At 64.3% G+C, this 22,980-nt stretch carries 20 protein-coding genes and 1 pseudogene; 11 read left to right on the top strand and 10 right to left on the bottom strand.

Annotation, left to right across the window (positions count from 1 at the left end; all coding sequences use genetic code 11):
* Nucleotides 1-3 precede the first annotated feature (3 nt).
* The 4 genes from ACP2YO_RS35430 (at nt 4) to hisC (ending at nt 3,878) form a co-directional block, all read left to right on the top strand.
* Entirely contained in the window at nt 4-798 is a 795-nt protein-coding gene (locus ACP2YO_RS35430) for an enoyl-CoA hydratase/isomerase family protein (RefSeq protein WP_426435730.1), read from the top strand.
* Nucleotides 799-801: 3 nt separating this feature from the next.
* Nucleotides 802-1,554, top strand: coding sequence for an SDR family NAD(P)-dependent oxidoreductase (locus ACP2YO_RS35425; RefSeq protein WP_426435729.1), 753 nt, complete (start codon nt 802-804; stop codon nt 1,552-1,554).
* 1 nt (nt 1,555) lies between these two features.
* Entirely contained in the window at nt 1,556-2,749 is a 1,194-nt protein-coding gene (locus tag ACP2YO_RS35420) for an acyl-CoA dehydrogenase family protein (protein ID WP_426435728.1), read from the top strand.
* A gap of 76 nt (nt 2,750-2,825) precedes the next feature.
* A complete protein-coding gene (gene hisC, locus ACP2YO_RS35415) occupies nt 2,826-3,878 on the top strand; it encodes a histidinol-phosphate transaminase (RefSeq protein ID WP_426435727.1) in 1,053 nt (350 codons plus the stop codon).
* Nucleotides 3,879-3,979: 101 nt separating this feature from the next.
* Here hisC and ACP2YO_RS35410 read toward each other — a convergent pair whose 3' ends face one another.
* Genes ACP2YO_RS35410 through ACP2YO_RS35380 form a run of 7 tightly spaced genes read right to left on the bottom strand, consistent with a single transcriptional unit; the run spans nt 3,980 to nt 11,983 of the window.
* Nucleotides 3,980-5,140, bottom strand: coding sequence for an ABC transporter substrate-binding protein (locus tag ACP2YO_RS35410; RefSeq protein WP_426435726.1), 1,161 nt, complete (start codon nt 5,138-5,140; stop codon nt 3,980-3,982).
* A gap of 28 nt (nt 5,141-5,168) precedes the next feature.
* Nucleotides 5,169-6,215, bottom strand: a complete 1,047-nt coding sequence (locus tag ACP2YO_RS35405) for a branched-chain amino acid ABC transporter permease (RefSeq protein ID WP_426435725.1) — start codon at nt 6,213-6,215, stop codon at nt 5,169-5,171.
* A complete protein-coding gene (locus ACP2YO_RS35400) occupies nt 6,215-7,087 on the bottom strand; it encodes a branched-chain amino acid ABC transporter permease (RefSeq protein WP_426435724.1) in 873 nt (290 codons plus the stop codon). Before ACP2YO_RS35400 ends, ACP2YO_RS35405 begins: the two co-directional genes overlap by 1 nt.
* On the bottom strand, nt 7,088-9,019 hold the full coding sequence (locus ACP2YO_RS35395) for an AMP-dependent synthetase/ligase (protein WP_426435723.1): 1,932 nt from the start codon (nt 9,017-9,019) through the stop codon (nt 7,088-7,090).
* Nucleotides 9,019-9,813 (bottom strand): ABC transporter ATP-binding protein, encoded by a 795-nt coding sequence (locus tag ACP2YO_RS35390; protein WP_426435722.1) that lies wholly within the window; start codon nt 9,811-9,813, stop codon nt 9,019-9,021. Before ACP2YO_RS35390 ends, ACP2YO_RS35395 begins: the two co-directional genes overlap by 1 nt.
* Nucleotides 9,810-10,664, bottom strand: coding sequence for an ABC transporter ATP-binding protein (locus ACP2YO_RS35385; RefSeq protein ID WP_426435721.1), 855 nt, complete (start codon nt 10,662-10,664; stop codon nt 9,810-9,812). The genes ACP2YO_RS35390 and ACP2YO_RS35385 overlap by 4 nt, the downstream gene beginning before the upstream one ends.
* 5 nt (nt 10,665-10,669) lie before the next feature.
* Complete coding sequence (locus ACP2YO_RS35380) at nt 10,670-11,983, bottom strand: phytoene desaturase family protein (RefSeq protein WP_426435720.1); 1,314 nt, start codon at nt 11,981-11,983, stop codon at nt 10,670-10,672.
* A gap of 334 nt (nt 11,984-12,317) precedes the next feature.
* Here ACP2YO_RS35380 and ACP2YO_RS35375 point away from each other — a divergent pair, with 334 nt between their 5' ends.
* The 4 genes from ACP2YO_RS35375 to ACP2YO_RS35360 all read left to right on the top strand — a co-directional run bounded on the left by ACP2YO_RS35375 (nt 12,318) and on the right by ACP2YO_RS35360 (nt 15,692).
* A complete protein-coding gene (locus ACP2YO_RS35375; RefSeq protein ID WP_426435719.1) occupies nt 12,318-12,953 on the top strand; it encodes a TetR family transcriptional regulator in 636 nt (211 codons plus the stop codon).
* Nucleotides 12,954-13,117: 164 nt separating this feature from the next.
* Nucleotides 13,118-13,606, top strand: a complete 489-nt coding sequence (locus tag ACP2YO_RS35370) for a DUF417 family protein (protein WP_426435718.1) — start codon at nt 13,118-13,120, stop codon at nt 13,604-13,606.
* A gap of 521 nt (nt 13,607-14,127) precedes the next feature.
* Complete coding sequence (locus ACP2YO_RS35365) at nt 14,128-15,243, top strand: serine hydrolase (protein WP_426435717.1); 1,116 nt, start codon at nt 14,128-14,130, stop codon at nt 15,241-15,243.
* A 131-nt stretch (nt 15,244-15,374) separates the two neighbouring features.
* Nucleotides 15,375-15,692 carry a hypothetical protein gene (locus ACP2YO_RS35360; RefSeq protein ID WP_426435716.1) on the top strand — a complete coding sequence of 106 codons (318 nt, stop codon included), beginning with the start codon at nt 15,375-15,377 and terminating at the stop codon, nt 15,690-15,692.
* 7 nt (nt 15,693-15,699) lie between these two features.
* Here ACP2YO_RS35360 and glgA read toward each other — a convergent pair whose 3' ends face one another.
* Together glgA and glgC are read right to left on the bottom strand one after the other, a co-directional pair.
* Entirely contained in the window at nt 15,700-17,154 is a 1,455-nt protein-coding gene (gene glgA, locus ACP2YO_RS35355) for a glycogen synthase GlgA (RefSeq protein WP_426435715.1), read from the bottom strand.
* Nucleotides 17,151-18,413, bottom strand: a complete 1,263-nt coding sequence (gene glgC / locus ACP2YO_RS35350; protein WP_426435714.1) for a glucose-1-phosphate adenylyltransferase — start codon at nt 18,411-18,413, stop codon at nt 17,151-17,153. The genes glgA and glgC overlap by 4 nt, the downstream gene beginning before the upstream one ends.
* 255 nt (nt 18,414-18,668) lie before the next feature.
* On the opposite strand from glgC, the pseudogene ACP2YO_RS35345 reads away from it, so the two are divergent.
* From ACP2YO_RS35345 to ACP2YO_RS35335, 3 genes and pseudogenes are all read left to right on the top strand, one after another.
* Nucleotides 18,669-19,900 (top strand): annotated as a pseudogene (locus ACP2YO_RS35345) (rhodanese-like domain-containing protein).
* Between the two features lie 105 nt (nt 19,901-20,005).
* Entirely contained in the window at nt 20,006-20,230 is a 225-nt protein-coding gene (locus ACP2YO_RS35340) for a hypothetical protein (protein WP_426435713.1), read from the top strand.
* A gap of 218 nt (nt 20,231-20,448) precedes the next feature.
* Nucleotides 20,449-21,462, top strand: coding sequence for an IS5 family transposase (locus ACP2YO_RS35335; protein ID WP_426434110.1), 1,014 nt, complete (start codon nt 20,449-20,451; stop codon nt 21,460-21,462).
* A gap of 191 nt (nt 21,463-21,653) precedes the next feature.
* Here the strand turns inward: ACP2YO_RS35335 and ACP2YO_RS35330 are convergent, their stop codons facing one another.
* Nucleotides 21,654-22,952, bottom strand: coding sequence for a serine hydrolase domain-containing protein (locus ACP2YO_RS35330; RefSeq protein WP_426435712.1), 1,299 nt, complete (start codon nt 22,950-22,952; stop codon nt 21,654-21,656).
* Nucleotides 22,953-22,980 lie beyond the last annotated feature (28 nt).

The following is a 22,980-nucleotide window of genomic DNA, read 5'->3' as shown; positions in this document are numbered from 1 at the left end:
GCCATGATCGACAAGAGACCCGTTCTGCTCGACATCGCCGATGGCATCGCGCAGTTGCGGCTGAACCGGCCGGATGCGGCCAACGGCATGAGCGCCGAGCTGTTGAGTGCGCTGTGCGACGCCATCATGGTCTGCCACGGCCATCCCGACTTGCGCGTAGTGCTGCTGAGCGGCGAGGGCGCCAACTTCTGCGCCGGCGGCGACGTCCGCGCTTTCGCGTCCAAGGGCGAGAAGCTGCCGGACTATATTCGCCAGGCGACCGCTTACCTGCAGAACGCGGTGACGGGCCTGATGCGGCTGGAGGCGCCCGTGATTACGTCGGTGCAGGGCTTTGCCGCTGGCGGCGGCGGGTTCGGCCTCGTCTGTGCCTCCGATATCGTGATCGCCGCGGAGTCGGCGAAATTCCTTGCAGGTGCAACGCGGGTCGCGATGGCGCCGGATGCCGGGGTCTCCGTCACGCTGTCGCGGCTGGTCGGCTTGCGGCGCGCCATGTCGATCCTGCTGACCAATCCGGTCATTCTGGCCGCCGAGGCGCTGCAGATGGGCATCGTGACCAAGGTCGTGCCGGACAACGAACTCGCCGACGCCTCGCTGGCGCTGGCGCGTGAACTGGCGGCCGGTGCGCCGAAGGCGCTGGCGGCGACCAAGCGGCTGGTCTGGGCCGGTACCGGCACCAGCATCGAGCAATGCCTGTCGGAGGAGGCGCGCACGGTGTCCGAATTGTCAGGCACGGCTGACGCCCGCGAGGGCCTCGCCGCTGTGATCGAGCGGCGTAAACCGATCTTCACGGGACGCTGAGGCGTGGCCGGCGCCTTGCCATTCGGGCGTCTCGATGGCCGCCGTGCCTTCGTCTCCGGCGGCGCGCGCGGCATTGGGGCGGCGATTGCGCGAAGTTTTACGGGCGCTGGCGCCAAGGTCGTGATCGCCGATCTCGACGTTGCGGCAGCCTCGGAACTCGCCCAAGAGATCAACGCCGGCATCGCAGGACTTGATGTCAGCGACGTCAAGGCAGTGCAGGCCGTCATCGCGCAGGACGGCCCGTTCGACATCCTCGTCAACAACGCCGGAATCGACCAGCACGCTTTCTTCACCGACACCACCGCGCATGATTGGGCGCGGCTGATCGCGGTCAATCTCACCTCGGTGCTGGCATGCACCCAGGCCGTTCTGCCGGCGATGCAGGCGGCGCGGTTCGGCCGCATCATCAACATCACCTCAGAAGCGGCGCGGCTTGGTTCGAAGGGCGGTTCGGTCTATTCTGCGGCCAAGGGCGGCGTGATCGCCTTCACGAAAAGCATCGCGCGCGAGAATGCGCGCTTCGGCATCACCGCGAACGCGATCGCGCCGGGGCCGATCCGCACCCCGATGCTGGAGCAGGCGGTGGCGAAAGGTGGCGACAAGATCCTGCGCGCGATGACGGATGCGACGCTGCTCGGCCGCCTCGGCGAGCCCGAGGAAGTGGCGGCTGCCGCGCGATTCCTGGCATCCGACCAGGCCGCCTATATCACCGGCGAGACGCTCGGTGTCTCCGGCGGCATGGGGATTGGCGGCTGAGATGAACGATTCTGCCAACGACCCGCGCCAGTTGATCGAAGCCGAATTCCATTTCTCGGAGCAGCCCAACCTGCCTGAGGAACTGCGCATACTGCGCGAGCAGGTCCGCCGCTTCGTCGAGAAGGAAGTGGTGCCGCATGGCGAAGCGTGGGAACGCGAGGGCAAGATACCGCGCGACATTTTTCGCCGCATGGGCGCGCTGGGTCTGCTCGGCATGCGCCATGCCGCCGAATATGGCGGCACCGACATGGGGCCGCTGGCCTCGATGCTGTTCGCCGAGGAACTGGGCCGGTCGAGCTTCGGTGGCTTCACCTCGTCGATCCTCGTGCATACCGATATGTCGGCGGTACACATCACGCTACGCGGCACACCGGAGCAGAAGCGGAAATATTTGCCGGCGATCATTCGTGGCGAGACCGTCTGCTCGATCGCGGTGACCGAGCCTGACGCGGGTTCCGATGTTGCAGGCCTGAGGACGCGCGCGACGCGCGATGGCGATAGCTGGGTGATCAACGGCGCAAAAATGTTCATCACCAACGCTGTCTATGGTGACCTTCTGATCGTCGCCGCGCGCACCGATCCGCATGCCAAGGGCAGCCGCGGCATTTCGCTGTTCATCGTCGAGCGCAACACGCCCGGCATCGCGGTCACAAAACTCGACAAGCATGGCTGGCTCTGCTCCGACACCGCCGAGATCGCCTTCCAGGACGTGCGCGTGCCGGCCGAGAACCTGCTTGGCGAGGAGAACAAGGGTTTCTATGGCATCATGGAAACCTTCCAGAACGAGCGCATCGTCATCGGCGGCATCTGCGCCGGCGAGTGCGCCAAGGCGATCGAGCTGACGACGAATTATGTCAAGACGCGGCAGGCCTTCGGAGGTCCGCTCTGGAACCAGCAGGCGGTGCGGCTGAAGCTCGCCCAGCTTGCCGCGAAGGCGGCAGCGGCGCGGCAACTCGCCTATCACGCCGCCGAACTGGCAGAAGCCGGACAGGAGTGCCTGCGCGAGGTCTCGATGGTGAAGGCGCTGTCGCCGGAGGTGCTACACGAGGTCGTGCATGGCTGCCTGCAACTGCATGGCGGCAGCGGCTTCATGCGCGGCACCCCGATCGAGCGCATGGTGCGCGACGCACGCGTGCTGACCATCGGCGGCGGCGCCACCGAGGTCATGCTGGAGGAGGTGGCGAAGCGGATGTGAGGGGCATCGCAGGCGGGCTTTCGCGTGCGCGCGGCATGCCCTAGTGTGATCCGATCCACCCCCTGGATCAGAGATCATGAGTCGCTTCTGGAGTTCGGTCGTTCACAATCTGTCGCCCTACGTGCCTGGCGAGCAGCCAAAGCGCGATGGCATCGTCAAGCTCAATACCAACGAGAATCCCTACGCCCCGTCGCCGCGCGTGCTGGCTGCGATCGCTGCCGCGACGGACCGTCTGCGGCTCTATCCAGATCCGCACGCGTCGAGCCTGCGGGAGGCGATTGCGGACCGCTACGATGTCGCGCCTGAGGAGGTGTTCGTCGGCAATGGCTCCGACGAGGTTCTAGCCCATACCTTCCAGGCTCTGCTGAAGCATGATGCCCCGCTGCTATTCCCCGACATCACCTACAGCTTCTATCCCGTCTATTGCGGCCTGTATGGCGTCAGCTATGAGGAGGTGCCGCTTGACGCGGCGATGCGGGTGCAGATCGCCGACTTCCGGCGGCCCTGCGGAGCTATCATTCTGCCCAATCCGAACGCCCCGACCGGGATCGCGCTTTCCCGCGATTCGATCGAAGCGCTGCTGACCGAACATCCTGATCAAGTGGTGGTGATCGACGAGGCTTATGTCGATTTTGGTGCCGAGAGCGCCGTATCGCTGGTTGCACGCCACGACAACCTGCTGGTCATCCAGACACTGTCGAAGTCGCGGGCCCTGGCCGGGCTGCGCGTTGGCTTCGCCATCGGCCAGCGACCCCTTATCGAGGCGCTGGAACGAGTAAAGGACAGCTTCAATTCGTATCCGCTTGGTTGCCTTGCCATCGCCGGCGCGATCGCCGCCATCAACGACAATGAATGGTTTCAGGAGACGCGCCGACGCGTCATGACGACGCGCGAATCGCTCACCCGTGACCTCACTGAATTGGACTTCGAAGTGCTTCCATCCGCCGCGAACTTTGTCTTCGCACGCCATCGCAGCCATAGTGGCGGCGATCTTGCCACCCGACTTCGCGAACTCGGCGTGCTGGTGCGGCATTTCAACAAGTCACGGATCGCAGATTTCCTACGCATCACCGTCGGTACCGACGACGAGTGCGGCCGTCTGGTCGCGCTGCTGCGGGAGATGATTTGAACGCGCCTGCCCTCGATGAGATCAGGTTGAGCTGGCGCGGCTTAGGTGGTTCACCTCTTCCCAACGGGGAGAGGTGGCCGAAGCCGTTGGAACTCGCTTCGCTAGTTCACCGGCCTGAAGCTCGGCGTCGCCGCGTCAGCCTGCATGATCTGCAGCTTCTGGTTCGAGAAGCGGACGCCCGGACCGAAGCTGATCGGTGCCATCACGCCGGTCTCGACGTTCCCGGTCTTCTCCAGCTCGGAGATGGTGCAGGCCCAGGTCGGTTCTTTACCGCAGCGCCCGATCGCGGCGATCAATACCTTCGCTGCGGCATAGCCGGTCATGGTGTAGCGGTTGATGCCCTTGAACTCGGCCTCCGACAGCAGCGGCTTGGCTTTTTCGAGGAACGCCTTGCCGGCGGCGCTCGCGAACGGCTCGACATAGTCGACGGCGTAAATGCCGTCACCCGCCGGGCCCATCAGCTTCAGCACCGGCTCGATGCGGCCCGGCCAGAAGATGCCGGTCACCGGCTTGACGCCGAGCTTCTCGATCTCCTTCATCATCGCGATGTTCTCGGCGATGATGCCGCCTGCGAGAAATACCTCGGCGCCGGACTCCTTGAGCTGCAGCATGTCGGACGAGAAATCCTGCTGGCCCTTTTTGTAATTGCCGCTGTAGACGACGTTCAGCTTCTTCGCCTTGACCACGGTATCGAAACCGTCGCGGACGGTGATGCCATAGTCGTCGTCCTGGGTGATCAGGCCCCATTTCTTGCCGGGGTTCTTGTCGGCGAGATATTCGACGAGATGGATGATGCCTTCCTCGTAGGATTGCCCGACCACGAACACGTTCTTGCGCGGCGGCTCCCAGAGGAACTTGACCGGCGCGACGTCGATCACGGTGGGAATCCCCGCCTTCTCCAGCACCGGCATCACCGCGATCGACTGGCCCGAGCCTGAGATGCCGAGCATGGCGAAGACCTTGTCGACGTCGATCACCTTCTTGACGCCCTGAATGGTCCGCGCGGTGATGTATCCGTCGTCTTCGAGCACATATTTGATCTTGCGGCCGTTGATGCCGCCGGCGGCATTGGCCTCCGCGATGGCGATTCTGTGACCGAGCGAGGCGGCGACGCCGAGCAACGCCGGCGGTCCAGTCAAGGGCTCGACGTCGCCGATCAGGATCTCGGTGTCGGTGATCGCTGGATCCGCGGCTCTCGCCGGACCGATGCCGAGACAGATAGCGGAAATCAATAGCGAGGCTGCCGCAAAGTGTTTGATCATGGTTTCCTCCTCTTAATGTGCTTTTTCGTTAGTAGCGCAGCGGCCAGTGCACCCAGGTCCGCTTGATGTCGTGCCATGCGCCGACCAGCCCGCGTGGCTGGAAGCGCAGGAAAAGGATAATGACGAGGCCGTAGAGCATGCTCTTCAGCTCCTGCGCGCCGGTCGTGAAGACCGCGTCCATCTGGGCGCTGAACAGGCCGAGGACGAGCCTGACAGCCTCCGGCAACAGCACGATCAGCACGGTGCCGAGAAGGGCCCCGAGCGCAGAGCCGAGACCGCCGACGATCAGGATTGCCAGCGCCTCGATCGAGAGCAGGAACGGAAAGCCTTCGACGCTGACAAACGACAAATAGATGCCGTAGAGCGCGCCGGCGATGCCGGTGATGAAGGCGCACGTCGCGAAGGCGAACAGCTTGTAGGCGTGCAGATTGATGCCCATGACACGGGCCGCGGTGTCGTTGTCTCGGATGGCGACGAAGGCGCGGCCGACCCGGCTGCGGCGGATGTTGAGGGTGGCCAACAGCGTCAGCACGGCCACGCCGAGGCAGAGATAAATGAAGGCGGCGTCGCTATCGAAGCTGATGCCAAAAATCTCCGGCCGCGCCACCTGCAGGCCGCGGGCACCATTGGTGAGCCAGCGCATCTCCAGGATCAAATTGTTGATGATGAACGAGAACGCCAGCGTCGTGATGGCGAGATAAAGCCCCTTGAGCCGCAGCGACGGCGCGCCGACGATCAGGCTGGCGAGCGCCGGCACCACCCCGGCGCCCAGGAAGCCGATCAACGGATGCATGTGGTATTTGGACACCAGGATCGCATAGGCATAGGCCCCCGTGACGAGGAAGCCGACATGACCGAGCGAAATGAGCCCGGTGTAGCCGGTCAGGATGTTGAGGCCGAGCGCACCGGTCGCCGTGATCAGGATGATGGTCAGGAACGACAATGCGTAGGAGTTCAACAGATGCGGCGCTGCGATCAGCGCCAGCACCAGTACAGCCGACCACAGCCAGACCGGCGGTGAATCGACCAGCGCGACCAGTTCGCCATAGGTCTGCTTGTAATCGCCGGTGCGCATCAGACCCTCTCGATGTCACGTTCGCCGAAAATGCCGAACGGGCGGATCATCAACACGACGATGATCATGACGAAGCCCGCGACCTCCTTCATGCCGGAGCCGAGATAGCCGCCGGCGAGGTTCTCGGTGATGCCGATCAGGAGGCCGCCAAGGCCGGAGCCGAGCACGGCGTCGAGGCCGCCGAGGATCGTCGCAGGAAACGCCTTCAGCCCGAGCTGGAACATGGCCGGCGACAAATCATAGGACAGCGCGAAGAATACACCGCCGATGCCGGCGATGACGGAGGACGCAGCCCACGCCAGTGCATGGACCCTGGTGGCGCTGATGCCCATCAACAGCGCGGTGCGGTCGTCGGCCGCGACAGCGCGCATCGCCACACCCATCTTGCTGTAGCGGAAGAACGCCCAGATCGCCGCCAGCAGCGCCAGCAGTGTCGCGATGACACCGATCTGGGCGGTGCGCACGCTGATTCCGCCGAGATGGACGATGCCGCCGCCGATGCCGATATCGAGACCGTGCGGATAGGCGTCCCAGATGAAGTTGATCGCGGAGCGCAGGATCACCGCGAGCCCGATCGTGACCATCACGGTCGCAAACACCGGCTCACCCAGCATCGGCCGCATCACGACACGCTCGATGATAAGACCGAGCAGGATTGCGGCCAGGATCGCGCCGATCGCGACCACAAATACGTTGCCGCTGACCATCGTCGAGATGGTCCAGGCGATATAGGCGGTGATCATGGTCATCTCGCCTTGCGCGAAATTGACCAGCCCGGTCGACTTGTAGATCACGGCAAAACCCATCGCGATCAGGCCGTAGATGGCGCCGATCGCCAGGCCCGAGATCAGGAGCTGCAGGAGATATTGCATTCAGCCCTCCCGGTAGATGATGGCGAGTTCGCGCGCGAACTTCTTCTCGATCATGGCGCGGCGGACCTTCTGCGTGGCGGTCAGTTCGCCGTCGTCGTGGTCGAGCTCCTTTTCGAGAATGGCGAAGCGCCTGATGTTCTCCACCCGCGCGAAGCGCGTGTTGGTTTCGTCGACGATGCGCTGGACCAGCTCATGCACGTCGGGAAGCTGCGACAGCGACTTGTAGTTGGTGTAGGCCAGTGCGCGGTCGCGGGCCCAGCGGCCGACATTGTCGTAGTCGACCTGGATGATGGCGCCGAGATATTTCTTGGCTTCGCCGACCACGATCGCTTCCTTGATGAATTCGGAATCCTTCAGCGCGTTCTCGATCTCCGAAGGTGCGATGTTCTTGCCGCCGGCGGTGATGATGATCGCCTTCTTGCGGTCGACCACGGCGATCTCGCCATTATCTGATACCTCGATGATATCGCCGGTGCGCAGCCAGCCGCCAGGTTCGAGCGAAGCGGTCGAGGCGGTCTGGTCGAGGAAGTAGCCCTTGAAGATGCCGGGATTGCGCAACAGGATCTCGCCGTCGGCATCGCACTTCCATTCGGTCTGCGGCAGCGGCAGCCCGCAGCAGCCGATCCGGTGATGGCTCCCGGTCTGAATGAAGGCGACGCCGCCGCTCTCGGTCAGACCATAGCCCTGCGACACCGGGCGGCCGATGATGTCGAAGAAGCGCAACGTCTCCGGCGAGATCGACGCGCCGGCGCAGAGGCGATGCCGGCTGTAGGCGAAGCCGAGATGGCGCTGCAAATTGCGGAACATCAGGAGATAGAGCAGTCCGTAGGCCGCGCGATCGAGCCAGTGGTCGTTGCCCGCTTGCCGGCGGTCGGACAATTTGCGGCCCCAGGCGAGGCAGGCCTTTGTAAAACTCTGTCGCAGCCTGCCGCTTTCGCCGAGCTTGAACAGAAAGCCCTGCTGCAGCTTCTCGTAGATGCGGGGCACGCCGACGAAGAAGCTCGGCGCGATCTCGCGGATGTTGAGCGCGACGGTGTCGATCGATTCGGCAAAGCTCACGGTGCCGCCCAGCACGAGGTGCGTCACCATGCCGTAGCAGCGTTCGGCGACGTGGCACGACGGCAGGTAACTCACCGCCTCGAATGGCTTGTCGGCAATGCCGACGGTTTTGGCGTAGACATAGGCCGCATAGACCAGGTTGCGGTGGGTCAGCATCGCGCCCTTCGGCGGGCCTGTCGTGCCGGAGGTGTAGACGAGGATGCAGACGTCGTCGGGCGCGCTTTGGCTGATCAAGCGGTCCAGCGCCGCGTTCGCCTCCGGATTCTCTTGCGCGTAGACCTTGCCGCGCTCGCACAGCGCCTCGAATGACATCAGTTGCGACTGGCGATAGTGCCGCAGTCCCTTCATGTCGATGCAGACGATGGCCTCGAGATCCGGGAGGCCGCCATTGTTGGCCATTGCGTCCAGCACCTTGTCGGTCTGCTCCTGGTCGCCGGTGACGACGATTCGGGCGCCCGAATGCTTGACGATATATTGCAGCTCGACCCAGGGATTGGTCGGATAGATGCCGACCGCCACCGCGCCGATCATCTGGATGCCGAGATCGGCGTAAAACCACTCCGGCGTGTTCTCGCCTGCGATGGCGACGCGGTCGCCCGGCTTGATGCCGAGCGACAGCAGGCCCAGCGCAACCGCGCGCGCGGTCTCGTAGTAGTGGCGCCAGGAATACGGATTCCAGATGCCGTACTCCTTCTCGCGCAGCGCCGGGGCGTCACCATGCATCGCGGCGCGCCGCTGCAGCAATTGCGGAATGGTGATGGCGGCGTCCTGTAGGGCGGTCTGGAACGCAGCCGTATCGGTCGCTGGTGCGTTGCGTGCGGCGTTCGCTTGTAGCGGCGGATGCGCTGTTCGCAGGCTGTCGAGCGTCGACATCAGGCGCCTGCCTTCGCTGCAGCCTCGGCGCGGTGCCCGCCGAGATAGGCCTCCGCGACGGCGGGATCGCGCCTGATTTCCTCAGGCGTGCCCTCTGCGATCTTGCGGCCGAAATTCAGCACATGGATGCGGTCGGAGATGTCCATCACGATGCGCATCTCGTGCTCGATCATCAGCACGGTGATGCCGAGCTCGTCGCGGATGTCGAGCACGAAGCGCGCGATATCCTCGGTCTCCTCCTGGTTCATGCCGGAGACCATCTCGTCGAGCAGCAGCAATTTCGGTTCGCAAGCGAGCGCGCGCGCGAGCTCGACGCGCTTCTGCTGCCCGTAAGAGAGCGTGCCGACCACGGCGTCCCTGACATGCTCGATCTCGAGGAACTCGATGATGTGCTCGACGCGCTGTCGTGCCGCAATTTCCTCGCGGCGGGTGCGGCCGAAGAACACCACGGCATCGAGCACGGTGGAGCGCAAATGGGTGTGGCGGCCGGTCAGGATGTTTTCGACCACGGTGCCGTGCTTGAACAGCGCAAGATTCTGGAAGGTCCGTCCGATGCCGATCGCGGCAAATCGCCATGGCGAGATGGTCGCAAGATCGATGCCGTCGAACACGATACGGCCGCCGCTTGGCCGCAGCACGCCGGACATCATATTGAACAGGGTGGTCTTGCCGGCGCCGTTCGGCCCGATCACGCTGCAGATCTCGCCCCGCGTGACGTTGAGGCTGACGTCGGCGACCGCCTGCAGGCCGCCGAAGCGCTTACTGAGGTTCTCGACGGTGAGGAGAGCGGTCACGACAGCCACCGCTTGCGGCGCTTGTAATGCTTGACGTCGCGCAGGTTCTTGTGCCCCGCGCGGGAGACACCGAGATAGAATTCCTGGACGTCCTCATTGGCGGTGAGCTTGTTCGACGGACCGTCGAGCACCACGCGGCCGATCTCCAGGATGTAGCCGTAGTCGGCGATGTCGAGCGCGCGCTGCGCGTTCTGCTCGACCAGCAGCACCGTCATCTTCAGCTCGTCGCGCAGACGAGCGATCACCTCATAGATGCGGTCGATGATCAGCGGCGCCAACCCGAGCGACGGCTCGTCGAGCGCGAGCAGAGTGGGGTCGGTCATCAGAGCGCGCCCAATCGCGAGCATCTGCTGCTCGCCGCCGGACATGTAGCCGGCGATCTGGTCGCGCCGCTCGTGGAGCCGCGGAAATAGCGCAAACACCTTGTCGCGGCGTTGGCGTGCGTCCGCATTGGTCCTGGTGTACCCGCCCATCTGCAGGTTCTCGTCGATGGTCAGCGCGGCGAACACGCGCCGACCCTCCGGCACCTGGACGATACCGCGGCGGACCAGCTCTTCCGGCGCCAGGTGGTGCACGTCGTCGCCACGGAAGCGGATGCTGCCGTTCTCGATCACGCCTTCCTCGGTATAGAGGATGCCGGACATCGCCTTCAGCAGCGTCGACTTGCCGGCACCGTTGGAGCCGAGCAGGGCGACGATGCCGCCCTTGGGGACAGCGATCGAGACGTCGCGGATCGCCTCGATCGCATTGTCGTAGACGATTCGGATGTTGCGGAATTCGAGCAGACTGTCCGCCGCCGGCGCCGCCTGTGGCGCGCCGGTAGATCTCTCGGTCGGGATCGTCGTCGGCATCTCGCTCAGACCCGGCCGGCCTGCGGCATGCGCGGGCGAGCGGCGAAGATCGCATCGGTGACGATCTTCGCGGTCTCGGCGCAGGCCTGCGTGCCGCCATTGCCATATTGCTTGACGGCGTCGCCGACGCACCAGAGGCCTTCGATGCCGGTTTCCCGCGGCAGATCGTAGCCGGCGCAGCTCCGTTGCGCCGGCCAGTCGTCGCGCATCACGCGGATCGACAGGATTTTGGCCTGGTCGAAATTCTTGAACTGGTCGCGCAAGTCGGCAAGCGCGAGTTCGACCTCGGCCTCCGAATCGAAGTCACCAAGCGCGGGGACCGGCACGGCATAGGCGACATAGAGATGCCAGCCCGATGGAGCGAGCTCCGGACAGGTCGCGGTGAGGTTCGCCATGTTGCAGAGCCGGCGCGTTTTGCCGAAAGTCACGATGCCGGGATGGTTGATCAGCGGCTCGCGGCTCGCGACATTGATGACGATGTTGGCGGCGGGGCGCAGCTCGTTCCGGACCCGGGCGACGTATTCAGCCGGAAAAGCCGCTTCGCCGGCGAGCGCAAGGGTGGCCTTCGGGCCGGCATTGCTGATGACGAGATCGGTGTCGATCCGCACCCGCTCCCCATTCCTGATGACGGTGACGCCTTCGACACGTCCGCCCGTGGTATGGATCGTTGCGGCCGGCGTGACGAGCCAGATGTCGCCATTGCGGCGAATCGCGCTCCCAAGGCTGTTCCAGACGCCGATCGTGCCCTGCGGGCAGAAGCCGAATTTCTTGAAGGCGCCCTTGCTGGTGAAATAGGTGAGGAAGGCGCGGGCGGGCAGCTCGGCGGCGTTGCAGGCGAAGATCGCGGCGCAGAGATTGCGGAACAGCGCGTGCACGGTGGCGTTGCTGGTGTAGCCCTTCAGCCAGTCTTCGGTCGATTGCCGTCCATCCGGCAGATTGCCGGAGCGCGCGTCGGCGAATTTCTCCAGGATGCGCGAGGCCTGCTTGGTCAGCTGTCCCAGCAGCAACGACCAGCCGCCGCGGCCAACGTCGATCAGCTTGCCGTCGATGAAGAAGGAGCTCGCAGGCTCCGGGGCGCGGATATCGAGCGGGGCGCCCACGGTGTGGAACGTCTCCTCGAACACGCCGCCGAACTCGATCGCGATCGCGCCGATATTGACCTTGAAGCCGTCGATCTCTTCGGTCGAGGCACGCCCGCCGAGCCGGTCCTTGTCGTCGACCACGAGCGTGTGCAGGCCGCCATGGGCGAGGCGCGCTGCCGCGCACAGCCCGCCGGCGCCGGCTCCGATTACGAAAGCATCGACCTTCTGAACATCCACGAGACAACCTCCCTCGATGCCGCCGGTTGGTCCCGGCGTGCGCGCATCTGCTTGCTTGACGGCCGCTACCCTAATATAATCCGAACGGCCGTTCAAATTATTTTTTGCTGCAGGCCCGAGGTGCGACAGAACGTTCGAGAGAAGGTTCGAGAGAAGGTTCGAGAGAAGGTTCGAGAGAAGGTTCGAGAGAAGGTTCGGTCAGGGGCGTGGCTGTGTTGCATGAGGTTCTGGTGGATGGCACCGCAAAGCGCGGGAGTGCGAGGGGCGGCGGTAGTATAGAGACACGGGAGTCGCCCGATCGCGGCGACGCCGATGGTGGACAAGAGAGACGGTGATGGCGCGGACGCGCTCGGAAAATTACGACGACATTCAGCGCGGCATTCTCGCCTCGGCCTGCGGCCTGTTCGCCCGGCAGGGCTACATGCGTGCGTCGATCTCGGACCTCGCCGACGCCTGCAAGCTCTCACGCGGCGCGCTGTACCACTATTTCGAATCCAAGGAGGCGATCCTGTTCGCGATCCTCGATGCGCATATCCGCGAGATGATCGCGGACGTCGAGGCCGCGATGGCCAGCAAGACGACGACGCTGGAGCAGTTCCGCGCCGCGATCCATGCCATCGTCGAACTCAACGCGCGCTCCAGCGACGAGCAGCGCGTGATCCTGAACGATTTGTCGTTCCTCGGTGAGACCGAGCAGGACGCCATCAAGGCGCTGGAGCGCCAATTGGTCGACGTGGTTGCCGACCTCCTGATCCGGCTCGACAAGGAAGGCAAGATCGTCAAGCGGACCAGGAAGATCTACAGCATGATGCTGTTCGGCATCCTGAACTTCAGCCACACTTGGTATGACCCGAAGGGCGGAGTCGATCCCAAGGAATTCGCCGACATGGTGGTGGATCTGTTCCTGTACGGCTTCACCATGCCGCTGCCGGCCAAGGACGCCGCGAAGGGGCAGCGCCAGCGCGCCTGAGCCGACGCGGCGTTCAGCCGACCGCATTCGTCACTTCGTCCCCACGTCATCGTGAACCGGGCGACCGTGTCTCGCCCGTAACGACGGCGCGGCGCGCTGCGTAGACCTGTTCGAATCCGGCCGCACGTCGGCTCAGGCCAATCGCAATCAGGAAAAACATCCGCATGAAAATGTCGTTCAACGTCGCCGAAGAGGGCGGGGGATCCTATCGCATGCTCGCAATCCTGCGATGGGTCATGGTCGTTATCTTCGTCTCGTTCGGCATGCAGAAATTCACGTTGCAGTCGGCGCAGGGCATCGTCCAGTTCATCAGTAACAGTCCGTTCATCTCGTGGCTGTCGGTGTTCGGCCTCAGAGGCGAGGCCTATGTCCTCGGTGTGGTCGAGTTCACCATCGCCGCGCTGCTCGCGGCCGGCGCGTTCGGCCCGATTCTGTCGGCGGTCGGCTCGTTGATGGGCGTGGTGACCTTCGCAATCACGTGGTCGTTCTTCTTTACGACACCCGGTGTCGTGAAATGGAGCCTGTCGACCGATCCGATGGCCTGGAACCTGGCCGGCGAGTTCGTCTTCAAGGATATCGTGCTGCTTTGCGTCTGCGTCGTGCTGCTGCTGGCATCGCTGCCGCAGTCGGTTGCTCGATTGCGCACCGCGTAGCGGCCCCGCATGGGGTGCAGGTAATCTTATATGCGGCCTGGACGGCGAGGCAGGTTGTCGCGCCGCTCGCGACGTTTCACTGAGCTGGTGATCGGTTAACCCGCGCTGATTGAAGGCCAAACGTCGTGGCTTGATGCGGGAACCAGAGATTGTGGAACCCGGTAACGCGACGGTTTTCGGTCGAATCCCGGAGACCGCCGCAACCTTCGATTGACGAACTGTTGCTAGTCAGAAATCTTCCTGACTGTCTCGATCCGCGGCAGATTCGCAAGCCGCCGTTCGAGACCGGAGCGCCGTTTTCGCCGATGCGGATACGGAGTTCCAGCACCGTGGCTGGTGATCACCGGAACAGTGGTTGCGCCGCCTCTTTCCGCGCATGTGTTCGCCCCGGCATGTGTTCGAAATGGCGCGGTGCGCGCAATCGTGAGATCGGATGCACCGGTTGTGCGGTAACATCAAACCCGCCGGGGCGTGCGTAAGGCTCCCCGCACGCGTCTCTTTGAATCTGCACGACGGCTTCCATGAAATTGCTGTTCTGGGTTCTGATCGTGCCTCTCCTTGTTGTGGCTCCGGGCGCGCTGGGTGATTCCGACATGGATGCGCACATCAGGGACATCGTGAACGCCGACCTCGCGCCGACCGCGACTGCGGCCGATCCGGGCGGCCTTGCTGCAGCCGTCTATGCCGGCGGCCGCCTCGCATTCTTTAATTACGGCTTCGCCGACGCTGCCGCCAAACGGCCGGTGACGCCGGACACGCTGTTCAACCTCGCATCACTGCGGAAGATATTCGAAGCCACGCTGGTCGCACTCGGCGCGGGCCGCGGCGAATTGCGGCTGGATGATCCCGTCAGCAAATATCTGCCCGAACTGCGTGGCGACTACATCAGCCGCGTCACCATCGGCGATCTCGTCACGCATACATCGGGGTTGCTGCTGCCGCCCGATCATCCGCCCTGGCCGAGCGAAACTTTTGACCGTGACCAGTTCATCGCGATGCTCAATGCATGGACCCCGCATGCCGGAGAAGAGCCCGGCAAGCAGCGCATCTACACCCACGCCGGCTACGTGCTGTTGCAGTTCGTGCTGGAGCGGCGCTACGGCATGGCGATCGGCGCGCTGATCGAAAGCCGCATCCTCAAGCCGCTCGGCATGGCGTCGACGTACATTCCGGATCGCGGCGAGGACAATCGCGCGGTGATGACGCCCGCGCTAATGCAGCTTGTGGCTCAGGGCTATTCCGATCAGGGCGTGCCGATCGGTCCGCCGGGCAACCAGCAGAGCTACTACGACTTCGCAGGCACCGGCCAGATGTTCTCCTCGGCCCGCGATCTCGGCATTTTCCTCCGCGCCTGTCTCGACGGCGCGGTGATCGATCCGGATCTGCGCGCGGCGTTGGAGATGACCGAGCGCGAGAGCTTCCGCGTCGACAACAGGTTCGGGCAGGGCATGGCGTGGGAGACTGTGCGCCTCGACGGCGTCACCGTCGTCGACAAGCCCGGTGGTCTCAACAACGCGTCAGCCTATGTCGGTCTGGTGCCGGCGCGGAAGCTCGGCATCGTGCTGCTCGCCAATCGCGGCGAGTATCCGCACGAGATAGCGCGCTACAAGATCCTTCCGACGCTCGCGCGACTATAACCGCAATGCATGCCAATGCGATGACACCGGCTGCGCAAACGCGGGAGGTGGGATGCGAAAAATTGTGATGGCGCGGCATCCTGATCGGCTGTATAAGCCCGTAGCTTCTTCTCCGATTTGAAGAGGCTGACATGACTGACTTACTGCCGTCCGATTTGCATACGTGGCTTTCGCAACAGCACCACGGGCTGCGGACCTTCAAAACCTTCCAGCAAAAACTTGAGAGCTTGAGCAGCGACGACCCCGAACAGCGGGCCGTGTGCCGGCTGCTGAGCGGTCTCGTCGGCAGCTACATCGAGGTTTTCGATGAAGCTCCGCTGCCGGTCGCGGTCGCCGACCGCGCTTATGGCCGTCTGCTCGATCTCGTCGCCAGTCTCGATCTGCGCGGAACTACCGACCGGCGGCTGGCCGACATCAACCGCGTCGCGGCCTGCGATCTGCTGCACTGATCGCGCGTTACCGGCGCGTCGCGATGAGTTCGCGATAGAGGGCCGCATATTGGCCGGCACGATTATGCCAGGACACGTCGGTTGCCATGCCGGCCTGCCGCAGCCGGCGCCAGGTCACCTGGTCGTTGAACAACAGGTTCGCCTTGCGCAGCGCATGGGCGAGCGCATCCGAGGTGACGGGTGCGAACTTGACGCCGGTCGCCTCCCCGCCCGCGACCGCGGCTTCGCCAACATCGCGCACCGTGTCGGCAAGGCCGCCGACATTGGCGACGATCGGGACCGCGCCATAGCGCAGCGCGCAGAGCTGGGTGAGGCCGCAGGGCTCGAAGCGCGACGGCACGGCGAGCGCATCGGAGCCTGCCTGGATCAGATGGGCCAACGCCTCGTCATAGCCGATCACAACCGAGATCCGTCCGGGATTGGCATTAGCCAGCGCCTGATAGCGGTCTTGAAGTTCGCGATCGCCGCTTCCGAGCAGCGCCAACTGGATGCCTTCGCTCAGCAGCGTCGGGGCATTGTCGAGCAGGAGATCGAGGCCCTTTTGCCATGACAGCCGGCTGATCACGCCGAGCAAGAGTGCGTCCGGCGCGGGATCGAGGCCGAAGCGCTGTTGCAACGCCGCCTTGTTGGCCGCGCGTGCCGCCGGCTGGTCCGCGCTGAAATGCGCGGCAATGCTCGGATCGGTGGCTGGATTCCACACCGCTATATCGATGCCGTTGAGGATGCCGCTCTGCACATCGGCGCGTTCGCGCAGCAGGCCGCCGAGACCCATGCCGCCTTCGTCGCTCTGAATCTCCTGCGCATAGGTCGGGGACACCGTGGTGATGCGGTCGGCGAATTGCAGGCCGGCCTTCAAGAAGCTGATCGTGCCGTAATATTCGACGCCGCCAACCGCGTAAGATTCTCCGGGCAGTCCGAAGCTCGCGAGCATGTCAGGCGAAAATTGTCCCTGATAGGCGAGGTTGTGCACCGTCATCACAGTGCCGGGCCGCGGCCGATTGCTGTAATGCAGATGGGCCGGCACCAGCCCGGCCTGCCAGTCGTGCGCATGCACGATGTCGGGCACGAAGGAGGGGATCGCACCCTGGCCGATCTCGGCCGCCATGCGCGAGAGCGCGGCAAAGCGGATGCCGTTGTCCGGCCAGTCCCGGCCGTCGGGGCCGACATAGGGGTTGCCCGGGCGCGCGAACAGATGCGGCGCGTCGAGCGCGTAGAGATCGAGGCCGTCATGCGAACCGCCGAGCACGCGGATCGGGCCGCCGTAAAATTCAGGCACATCCAGCAGCGTTTCGGCCGATGGAAGCGCCTTGAGGACGTCGGGATATCCCGGCACCAGCGTCCGCGTCGCGACGTCGTGCTCCTGCAGTGCTGCCGGCAGAGCGCCGGCCACGTCGGCGAGGCCTCCGGTCTTGACGATCGGATAGATCTCGGAGGCGACCGCAAGGACGCTGATGGGTGTCATGCACCGAGCCTGTCGATCATCTGCTCCGTGATCAGCGTGACTCCCTGCGCGGTGGTGCGGAATCGCTTGGCATCGAATTCGGGATCCTCTCCGACCACGAGGCCCTCCGGAATCTTCACGCCGCGATCGATCACGACATTCTTGAGCCGTGCGCCCCGGCCGACATTGACGTAGGGCATGATCACCGCATTCTCGACATAGGCGTATGAATTGACGTGGACGCCTGTGAACAGCAGCGAGCGGCGCAGCGCCGCGCCGGAGATGATGCAGCCGCCCGAGACCAGCGACGTCACCGCCTGGCCGCGCCGCCCGTCCTCGTCATGGACGAATTTGGCGGGTGGCGTGATCTCGGCATAGGTCCAGATCGGCCAGGAGCGGTCGTAGAGGTCGAGCTCCGGCACGACGTCGGTGAGATCGAGATTGGCGCCCCAATAGGCGTCGACGGTGCCGGCATCCCGCCAATAGGCGCGGGGATCGTCGCCCGAGCGGACGCAGGAATCGTTGAATTGATGCGCGATCGCGCGGCCGTGCTTCACGATGTAGGGAATGATGTCCTTGCCGAAATCGTGCGCCGAGTTCGGGTCGGAGGCATCGCGGCGCAATTCGTCGAACAAGAAGTCCGAATTGAAGACATAGATACCCATGCTGGCGAGCGACTTGTCCGGTTTGCCCGGCATCGGCGGCGGATCAGCCGGCTTCTCCAGGAAGGACTGTATGAGGCCGCTCTCGTCGATATGCATGATGCCGAAGCCGCTGGATTCCGCCCGCGGCATTTCCAGGCAGCCGACGGTGACGTCGGCGCCACTCTCGACATGCTGCTTCAGCATGATCTCATAGTCCATCTTGTAGACGTGGTCGCCGGCGAGCACCAGGATGTACTTGGTGCCGTGCGCCTCGATGATGTCGATGTTCTGATAGACCGCATCCGCCGTGCCGACATACCACATCGTCTCCGAGACGCGCTGGCTCGCGGGCAGGATATCAAAACTCTCGTTCCGCTCCGGGCGGAAGAAATTCCAGCCGCCTTGCAGATGCCGGATCAGGCTGTGGGCCTTGTATTGGGTCGCCACCGCGATGCGGCGGATGCCCGAATTCACCGCGTTGGAGAGCGCGAAATCGATGATCCGGGATTTGCCGCCGAAATAGACCGCAGGCTTGGCGCGCCGGTCGGTCAGCTCTTGCAGCCTGCTGCCGCGTCCGCCGGCCAGCACGAAGGCGAGGGCGTGGCGCGACAGCGGTTCGTTTACGACTGTTCTCATGGTCTTCCTCCCGGGCTTCACGCATGGCCCCGCTGCCTTCTCTTGTCCGGAAGGCTTGATCGGGCACAACGGGGCCGCCTGCACGGTAGCAAGCGGCCCCGATTGAGCAAAGCGGTACGGCGCGTTTCGTTCCGTGATTCCGAAGGGCATGGACCTGCATGCAGCGCAGGGGCCGAGGCGGCGGCTCGCGGGCCATTGACGGGACGCGGTTTCGGTATAGAGGAGGCCCGTCGTTTCCGCCAAGGTCTGAATTCCGTGACGATTTCAACCGTGACACCCCAGGACATCCGCTCGGCGCTGCTGCTGCGCCAGGAGATCTCGCTGCTTGATCTCAGGCATGAGGCTGATTTCGCCACCGGCCATCCGCTGTTTGCCGTCAACATGGCCGCCGGCAGGATTGCGCTCGAGGCCGATCTGCGGCTGCCGCGCAGGGATGCGCCGATCGTTCTCTATGATGATGGTGAAGGGCTGGTTGACGCCGCAAGGCACCAATTGCAGGCACTGGGCTACAGCAACATCCGCGCACTGGCCGGCGGCCTGCAGGCCTGGCGGTCGGCCGGCTACGAGGTGTTCCAGGACGTCAATTCCTACGCCAAGGCGTTTGGCGAACTGGTGGAGGCGCGGCGTCACACGCCGTCCCTCAGCGCCGACGAGGTCGCCTCGCTGGTCGCGGAGAAGGCCAATATCGCGATCCTCGACGTTCGCCGCTTCGACGAATATGCCACCATGAACATCCCGGGTTCGGTCAGCGTGCCCGGCGCCGAGCTGGTGCTGCGCGCGGGCCGCGCGGCACCCGACCCTGACACTACCATCATCGTCAACTGCGCCGGCCGCACCCGCTCGATCATCGGGACCCAATCGCTGATCAATGCGGGGCTGCCAACAAGGTGCGGGCGTTGCGCAACGGCACGATCGGCTGGACGCTGGCCAAACACGGTCTCGAGCACGGCGCCGGCAGGCGCGGCGACATCGGACCATTCGATGGGGCAGAGGACAACGCGCGCGACGTCGCCTATCGCGCCGGTGTCCGGCACATCGGCACCAGCGAGCTCGCTTTGCTGGAGAAGGAGACGCATCGCACGCTCTACCGCTTCGATGTGCGCGATGCGGACGAGTATGCGTCCGGACATCTTGCCGGCTTCCGCCATTACGCCGGTGGCCAGCTCGTCCAGGAGATCGACATGGCGGCTCCGGTGCGCGGGGCCCGTATCGTGCTGACCGACGACAGGAACATCCGCGCCGACATGACGGGCTCCTGGCTCGCGCAGATGGGGTGGGACGTTTACGTGCTGGATGGCGGTTATTACGGCCCGCTGGACGTCGGACCGCCGCAAGTCCTGCCCAAACCCGATCCCGCGCACCGCTACCGGCGCCCCTATGAGGGCACCGAGGTCGCGGAGGCGGCGATGCAGGCCTATCTCGACTGGGAGTATGGCCTCGTCGAACAATTGCGGCGCGACGGGACGCATGGATTTTACGTGATCTGACGGGTCGAGACCCGAACGGATTGTTCACCCGCCTGCCTTGTCACGGTCGATATATACGATAGCATATAGCGCGTGGAAAGCAGCCGACAGCGAAAGGGTCGCGTCATGGAACGTGAGTTGGCTCCGCAGCACCAATGCTCGTGCTGCGGCGGCGTCATCGATGGTCTTGTCGACGGCGCGGGGATCGGCTTCGACGCGAGGGTCGGCCTGTTCACGGACGAATGCGCCTATGTCTGTAACGACTGCACGGCGAGCCTGATCGAGGCCGCGGCGCGGCGCAGGCGGGAGATGGTCCACCGCAAGTGGCCAACGCGCGAGCGTCGCGCCTAACGCGCGATGAGATGAGGTCGAATTACAACCGCGAGGAAACTGCGCTCCCGCTCCCGCTTGCGGGGGAGGGCTGGGGTGGGGCTCTCTCCTCAGCGAGTCACGCTGAGGAGAGAGCCCCCACCCGCCACGCTGCGCGCGGCGACCTCCCCCGCAAGCGAGGGCTTTGCGTAAAGGCGAATCTGCGATTCTCTAAGACCGAGCTGAACATGGAGCTGGGGATGGCGTATCGGCAGGTTGGGCAAGCGAGCTTCGCAGATGCGCTGGCGTCGCGGCGGGGGAAAGGGGGTGCGGTGCTGAGGCGGATTTGCGAGCTGGTCGATTGGGCGGCTATCGAGCGCGTGCTGCGCGGCCTCCCGGAACCGGAGCGTGGCGCGCCGCCCTATCCGCGGCTGGTGATGTTCAAGGCGCTGCTGTTGCAGCAATGGTACGGGCTGTCCGATCCGGAGCTGGAAGAAGCGCTCGATGACCGGACCTCGTTCCGAGAATTCTGCGGCTTTGTGCTCGGTGACGAGACGCCCGACCACACGACGATCTGGCGCTTCCGCGAAGCTTTGCAGCAGGCCAGTCTGGACGAGACGCTGTTCTCCGAGATCCTGCGCCAGATCGACGCGCGCGGGCTGGTGCTGCGCCGAGGCACATTGATCGATGCCAGCCTGATCCCGTCGGCGGTGAAGCCGCCGAAGCCACCGAAGGAGCCACTGCCGCCCGGCCCGGACGGGCGCGCGCCGAGCAAGCTGGTCAACAGCGAGCGCGATGCGGATGCGCGATGGACCAAGAAGGGTGGCAAGCGGTACTTCGGCTACAAGGCGCATGTCGGCGTCGACCAGAGCTCGGCGATCATCCGTCGCAGCAAGCTGACCGACGCCGCGGTCAACGACACGGTGCCGGCCGACGAGTTGATCAGCGGTGACGAGAAGGCGGTCTACGCCGACCAAGCCTATGACAAGCACGAGCGCCGCGCCGGGCTCGCGGCCCGGGGCATCAAGCCGCGGCTGATGTTCCGGCCCAACAAGCATCATGCCCTGACCGAGCGACAGAAGCGCTTCAACGATGCCGTGGGACGGCGCCGCGCGCCGGTCGAGCAAGTCTTCGCGCGCCTCAAGGGCGTCTACGGCTGGGCCCGCGCTCGCTATCTGGGCCTGGCACGCAACCACACTCATCTGCGCCTTCTCTGCCTGGCCATGAACCTCAAACGATGGGCAATATTGCGCCCAATCGGAGTTCCGGCATGACCGCCGCTCCGCAATACTGTCGATCGGCTGGGCAAACGAGGCCGTACATCCTCGCGCGCCGTCCAAGAGCAAGCAAAAAAATCCCTGATACAGGCCCTCACTCCCGCAGAGGCGATTGCGCAAAGCTCTCGCAAGCGGGAGAGGTGCAGCGAGTCCGCCGCTCGACCGATTCAACTTGGCTTCATCCCGCCCTAGTCAGGCTCGAACGCGTCGTAGACCAGCTTCCTGAACGCCGGCGTAATACGCTGGCGCTCGCTCTGGGTCTGCTCCAGCAAGATGTAGATCATGTCGAGCTTCGGATCGACGCCGAAATAGGTGCCGCTGCCGCTGTCCCATTTCAGCTCGCCGATCGAGCCCGGCGGCGGCGGCTTGGCGATGCCGGGATCGGTGCGCACGGCGATGCCGTAGCCATAACCGAATCCGTCGCCGGGAAAATACCAGTAGTCGCGGCCGACGCCGGAGCCCGGCCCGATATGGTCCGTCGTCATGTCCTTGAAGGCGGCGGGGCTGATGTAGCGCTTGCCGTCAAGCTCGCCGCCGTTGAGGAGCATTTGGGCAAAGCGTGCATAGTCGGGCACCGTCGACAGCAATCCGCCGCCACCGGATTGCCACTCGGGGTGCGCGCGGCGGTCGCGCTCGCCGTCGATCAGGATGGTGTCCGACGGCAGCGGCTCGGCGAGCCGCGTCCGTTCGGTGTCCGGATCGAGCACGAACCTGGTGTCCTTCAGCTTCATCGGATCGAAGATGCGCTCCTTCTCGAACTGATAGAGCGTCTTGCCCGTGATGACCTCGATCACCCGGCCGAGCACGTCGGTGGAGTGACCATAGCGCCAGAGCGTGCCGGGCTGCCGCGACAGTGGCAGTTTCGCCAGCCGCGCGACGAATTCCCTGTTGTCGAAGTGGCCGTCGAACAGATGTCCTTCGTGGTAGAGCTTCTGGATCCAATCGGCGCCGATATATTCGTAGGTGATGCCCGACGTGTGCCGCATGATGTCCTGGATCGTCACCGGGCGAATTGGCGGCACCAATTCGAGCTTGCTCAGATCGTTTCCATTATCCGGCTCGATCCCGACCTTCACGTCGGCGAACGCCGGAATGTATTTGGACAGCGGGTCCTGCGGCGACAATTTGCCCTCGTCGACCAGCATCATCGCGGCGACGCTGGTGATCGGCTTGGTCATCGAATGCAGCGCGAAGATCGTGTCCGGCATCATCGGCGCCCTGGTCGTGACGTCGCGATAGCCGAAGCTCTTCAAATAGACCGGCTTGCCGTGCTGCTGGATCAGGATGACGGCGCCCGGAATCCGTCCGCTTCCGACCTCGTTGTTGAAGAACGCCGTGATGCGCTCGAGCTTTTCCGGCGACGGGGCAGGGATGTCGGACCCGCGCGCGGAGCGGATTGTGACCGGCGCAAGACACACGATCGCTATCGTCGCCGCGCGAAAGGCTCGCGTGGCAACATGGACGGCCCGATCAAAGCTGCATGACATTAATACTGCGCCCTGCCTCATGCCTCGA

Source organism: Bradyrhizobium genosp. P (genome assembly GCF_049949265.1).
Classification (GTDB): Bacteria; Pseudomonadota; Alphaproteobacteria; order Rhizobiales; family Xanthobacteraceae; genus Bradyrhizobium.
This window is presented reverse-complemented; position numbering and strand designations above follow the sequence as displayed.

Bases quoted from the DNA above. Each gene is read 5' to 3' on its own strand.
- ACP2YO_RS35430 (WP_426435730.1), top strand. From the start codon at position 4: ATGATCGACAAGAGACCCGTTCTGCTCGACATCGCCGATGGCATCGCG.
- ACP2YO_RS35420 (WP_426435728.1), top strand. From the start codon at position 1,556: ATGAACGATTCTGCCAACGACCCGCGCCAGTTGATCGAAGCCGAATTC.
- hisC (WP_426435727.1), top strand. From the start codon at position 2,826: ATGAGTCGCTTCTGGAGTTCGGTCGTTCACAATCTGTCGCCCTACGTG.
- ACP2YO_RS35410 (WP_426435726.1), bottom strand. From the start codon at position 5,140: ATGATCAAACACTTTGCGGCAGCCTCGCTATTGATTTCCGCTATCTGT.
- ACP2YO_RS35405 (WP_426435725.1), bottom strand. From the start codon at position 6,215: ATGCGCACCGGCGATTACAAGCAGACCTATGGCGAACTGGTCGCGCTG.
- ACP2YO_RS35400 (WP_426435724.1), bottom strand. From the start codon at position 7,087: ATGCAATATCTCCTGCAGCTCCTGATCTCGGGCCTGGCGATCGGCGCC.
- ACP2YO_RS35395 (WP_426435723.1), bottom strand. From the start codon at position 9,019: ATGTCGACGCTCGACAGCCTGCGAACAGCGCATCCGCCGCTACAAGCG.
- ACP2YO_RS35385 (WP_426435721.1), bottom strand. From the start codon at position 10,664: ATGCCGACGACGATCCCGACCGAGAGATCTACCGGCGCGCCACAGGCG.
- ACP2YO_RS35375 (WP_426435719.1), top strand. From the start codon at position 12,318: ATGGCGCGGACGCGCTCGGAAAATTACGACGACATTCAGCGCGGCATT.
- ACP2YO_RS35370 (WP_426435718.1), top strand. From the start codon at position 13,118: ATGAAAATGTCGTTCAACGTCGCCGAAGAGGGCGGGGGATCCTATCGC.
- ACP2YO_RS35365 (WP_426435717.1), top strand. From the start codon at position 14,128: ATGAAATTGCTGTTCTGGGTTCTGATCGTGCCTCTCCTTGTTGTGGCT.
- ACP2YO_RS35360 (WP_426435716.1), top strand. From the start codon at position 15,375: ATGACTGACTTACTGCCGTCCGATTTGCATACGTGGCTTTCGCAACAG.
- glgA (WP_426435715.1), bottom strand. From the start codon at position 17,154: ATGACACCCATCAGCGTCCTTGCGGTCGCCTCCGAGATCTATCCGATC.
- glgC (WP_426435714.1), bottom strand. From the start codon at position 18,413: ATGAGAACAGTCGTAAACGAACCGCTGTCGCGCCACGCCCTCGCCTTC.
- ACP2YO_RS35340 (WP_426435713.1), top strand. From the start codon at position 20,006: ATGGAACGTGAGTTGGCTCCGCAGCACCAATGCTCGTGCTGCGGCGGC.
- ACP2YO_RS35335 (WP_426434110.1), top strand. From the start codon at position 20,449: ATGGCGTATCGGCAGGTTGGGCAAGCGAGCTTCGCAGATGCGCTGGCG.
- ACP2YO_RS35330 (WP_426435712.1), bottom strand. From the start codon at position 22,952: ATGTCATGCAGCTTTGATCGGGCCGTCCATGTTGCCACGCGAGCCTTT.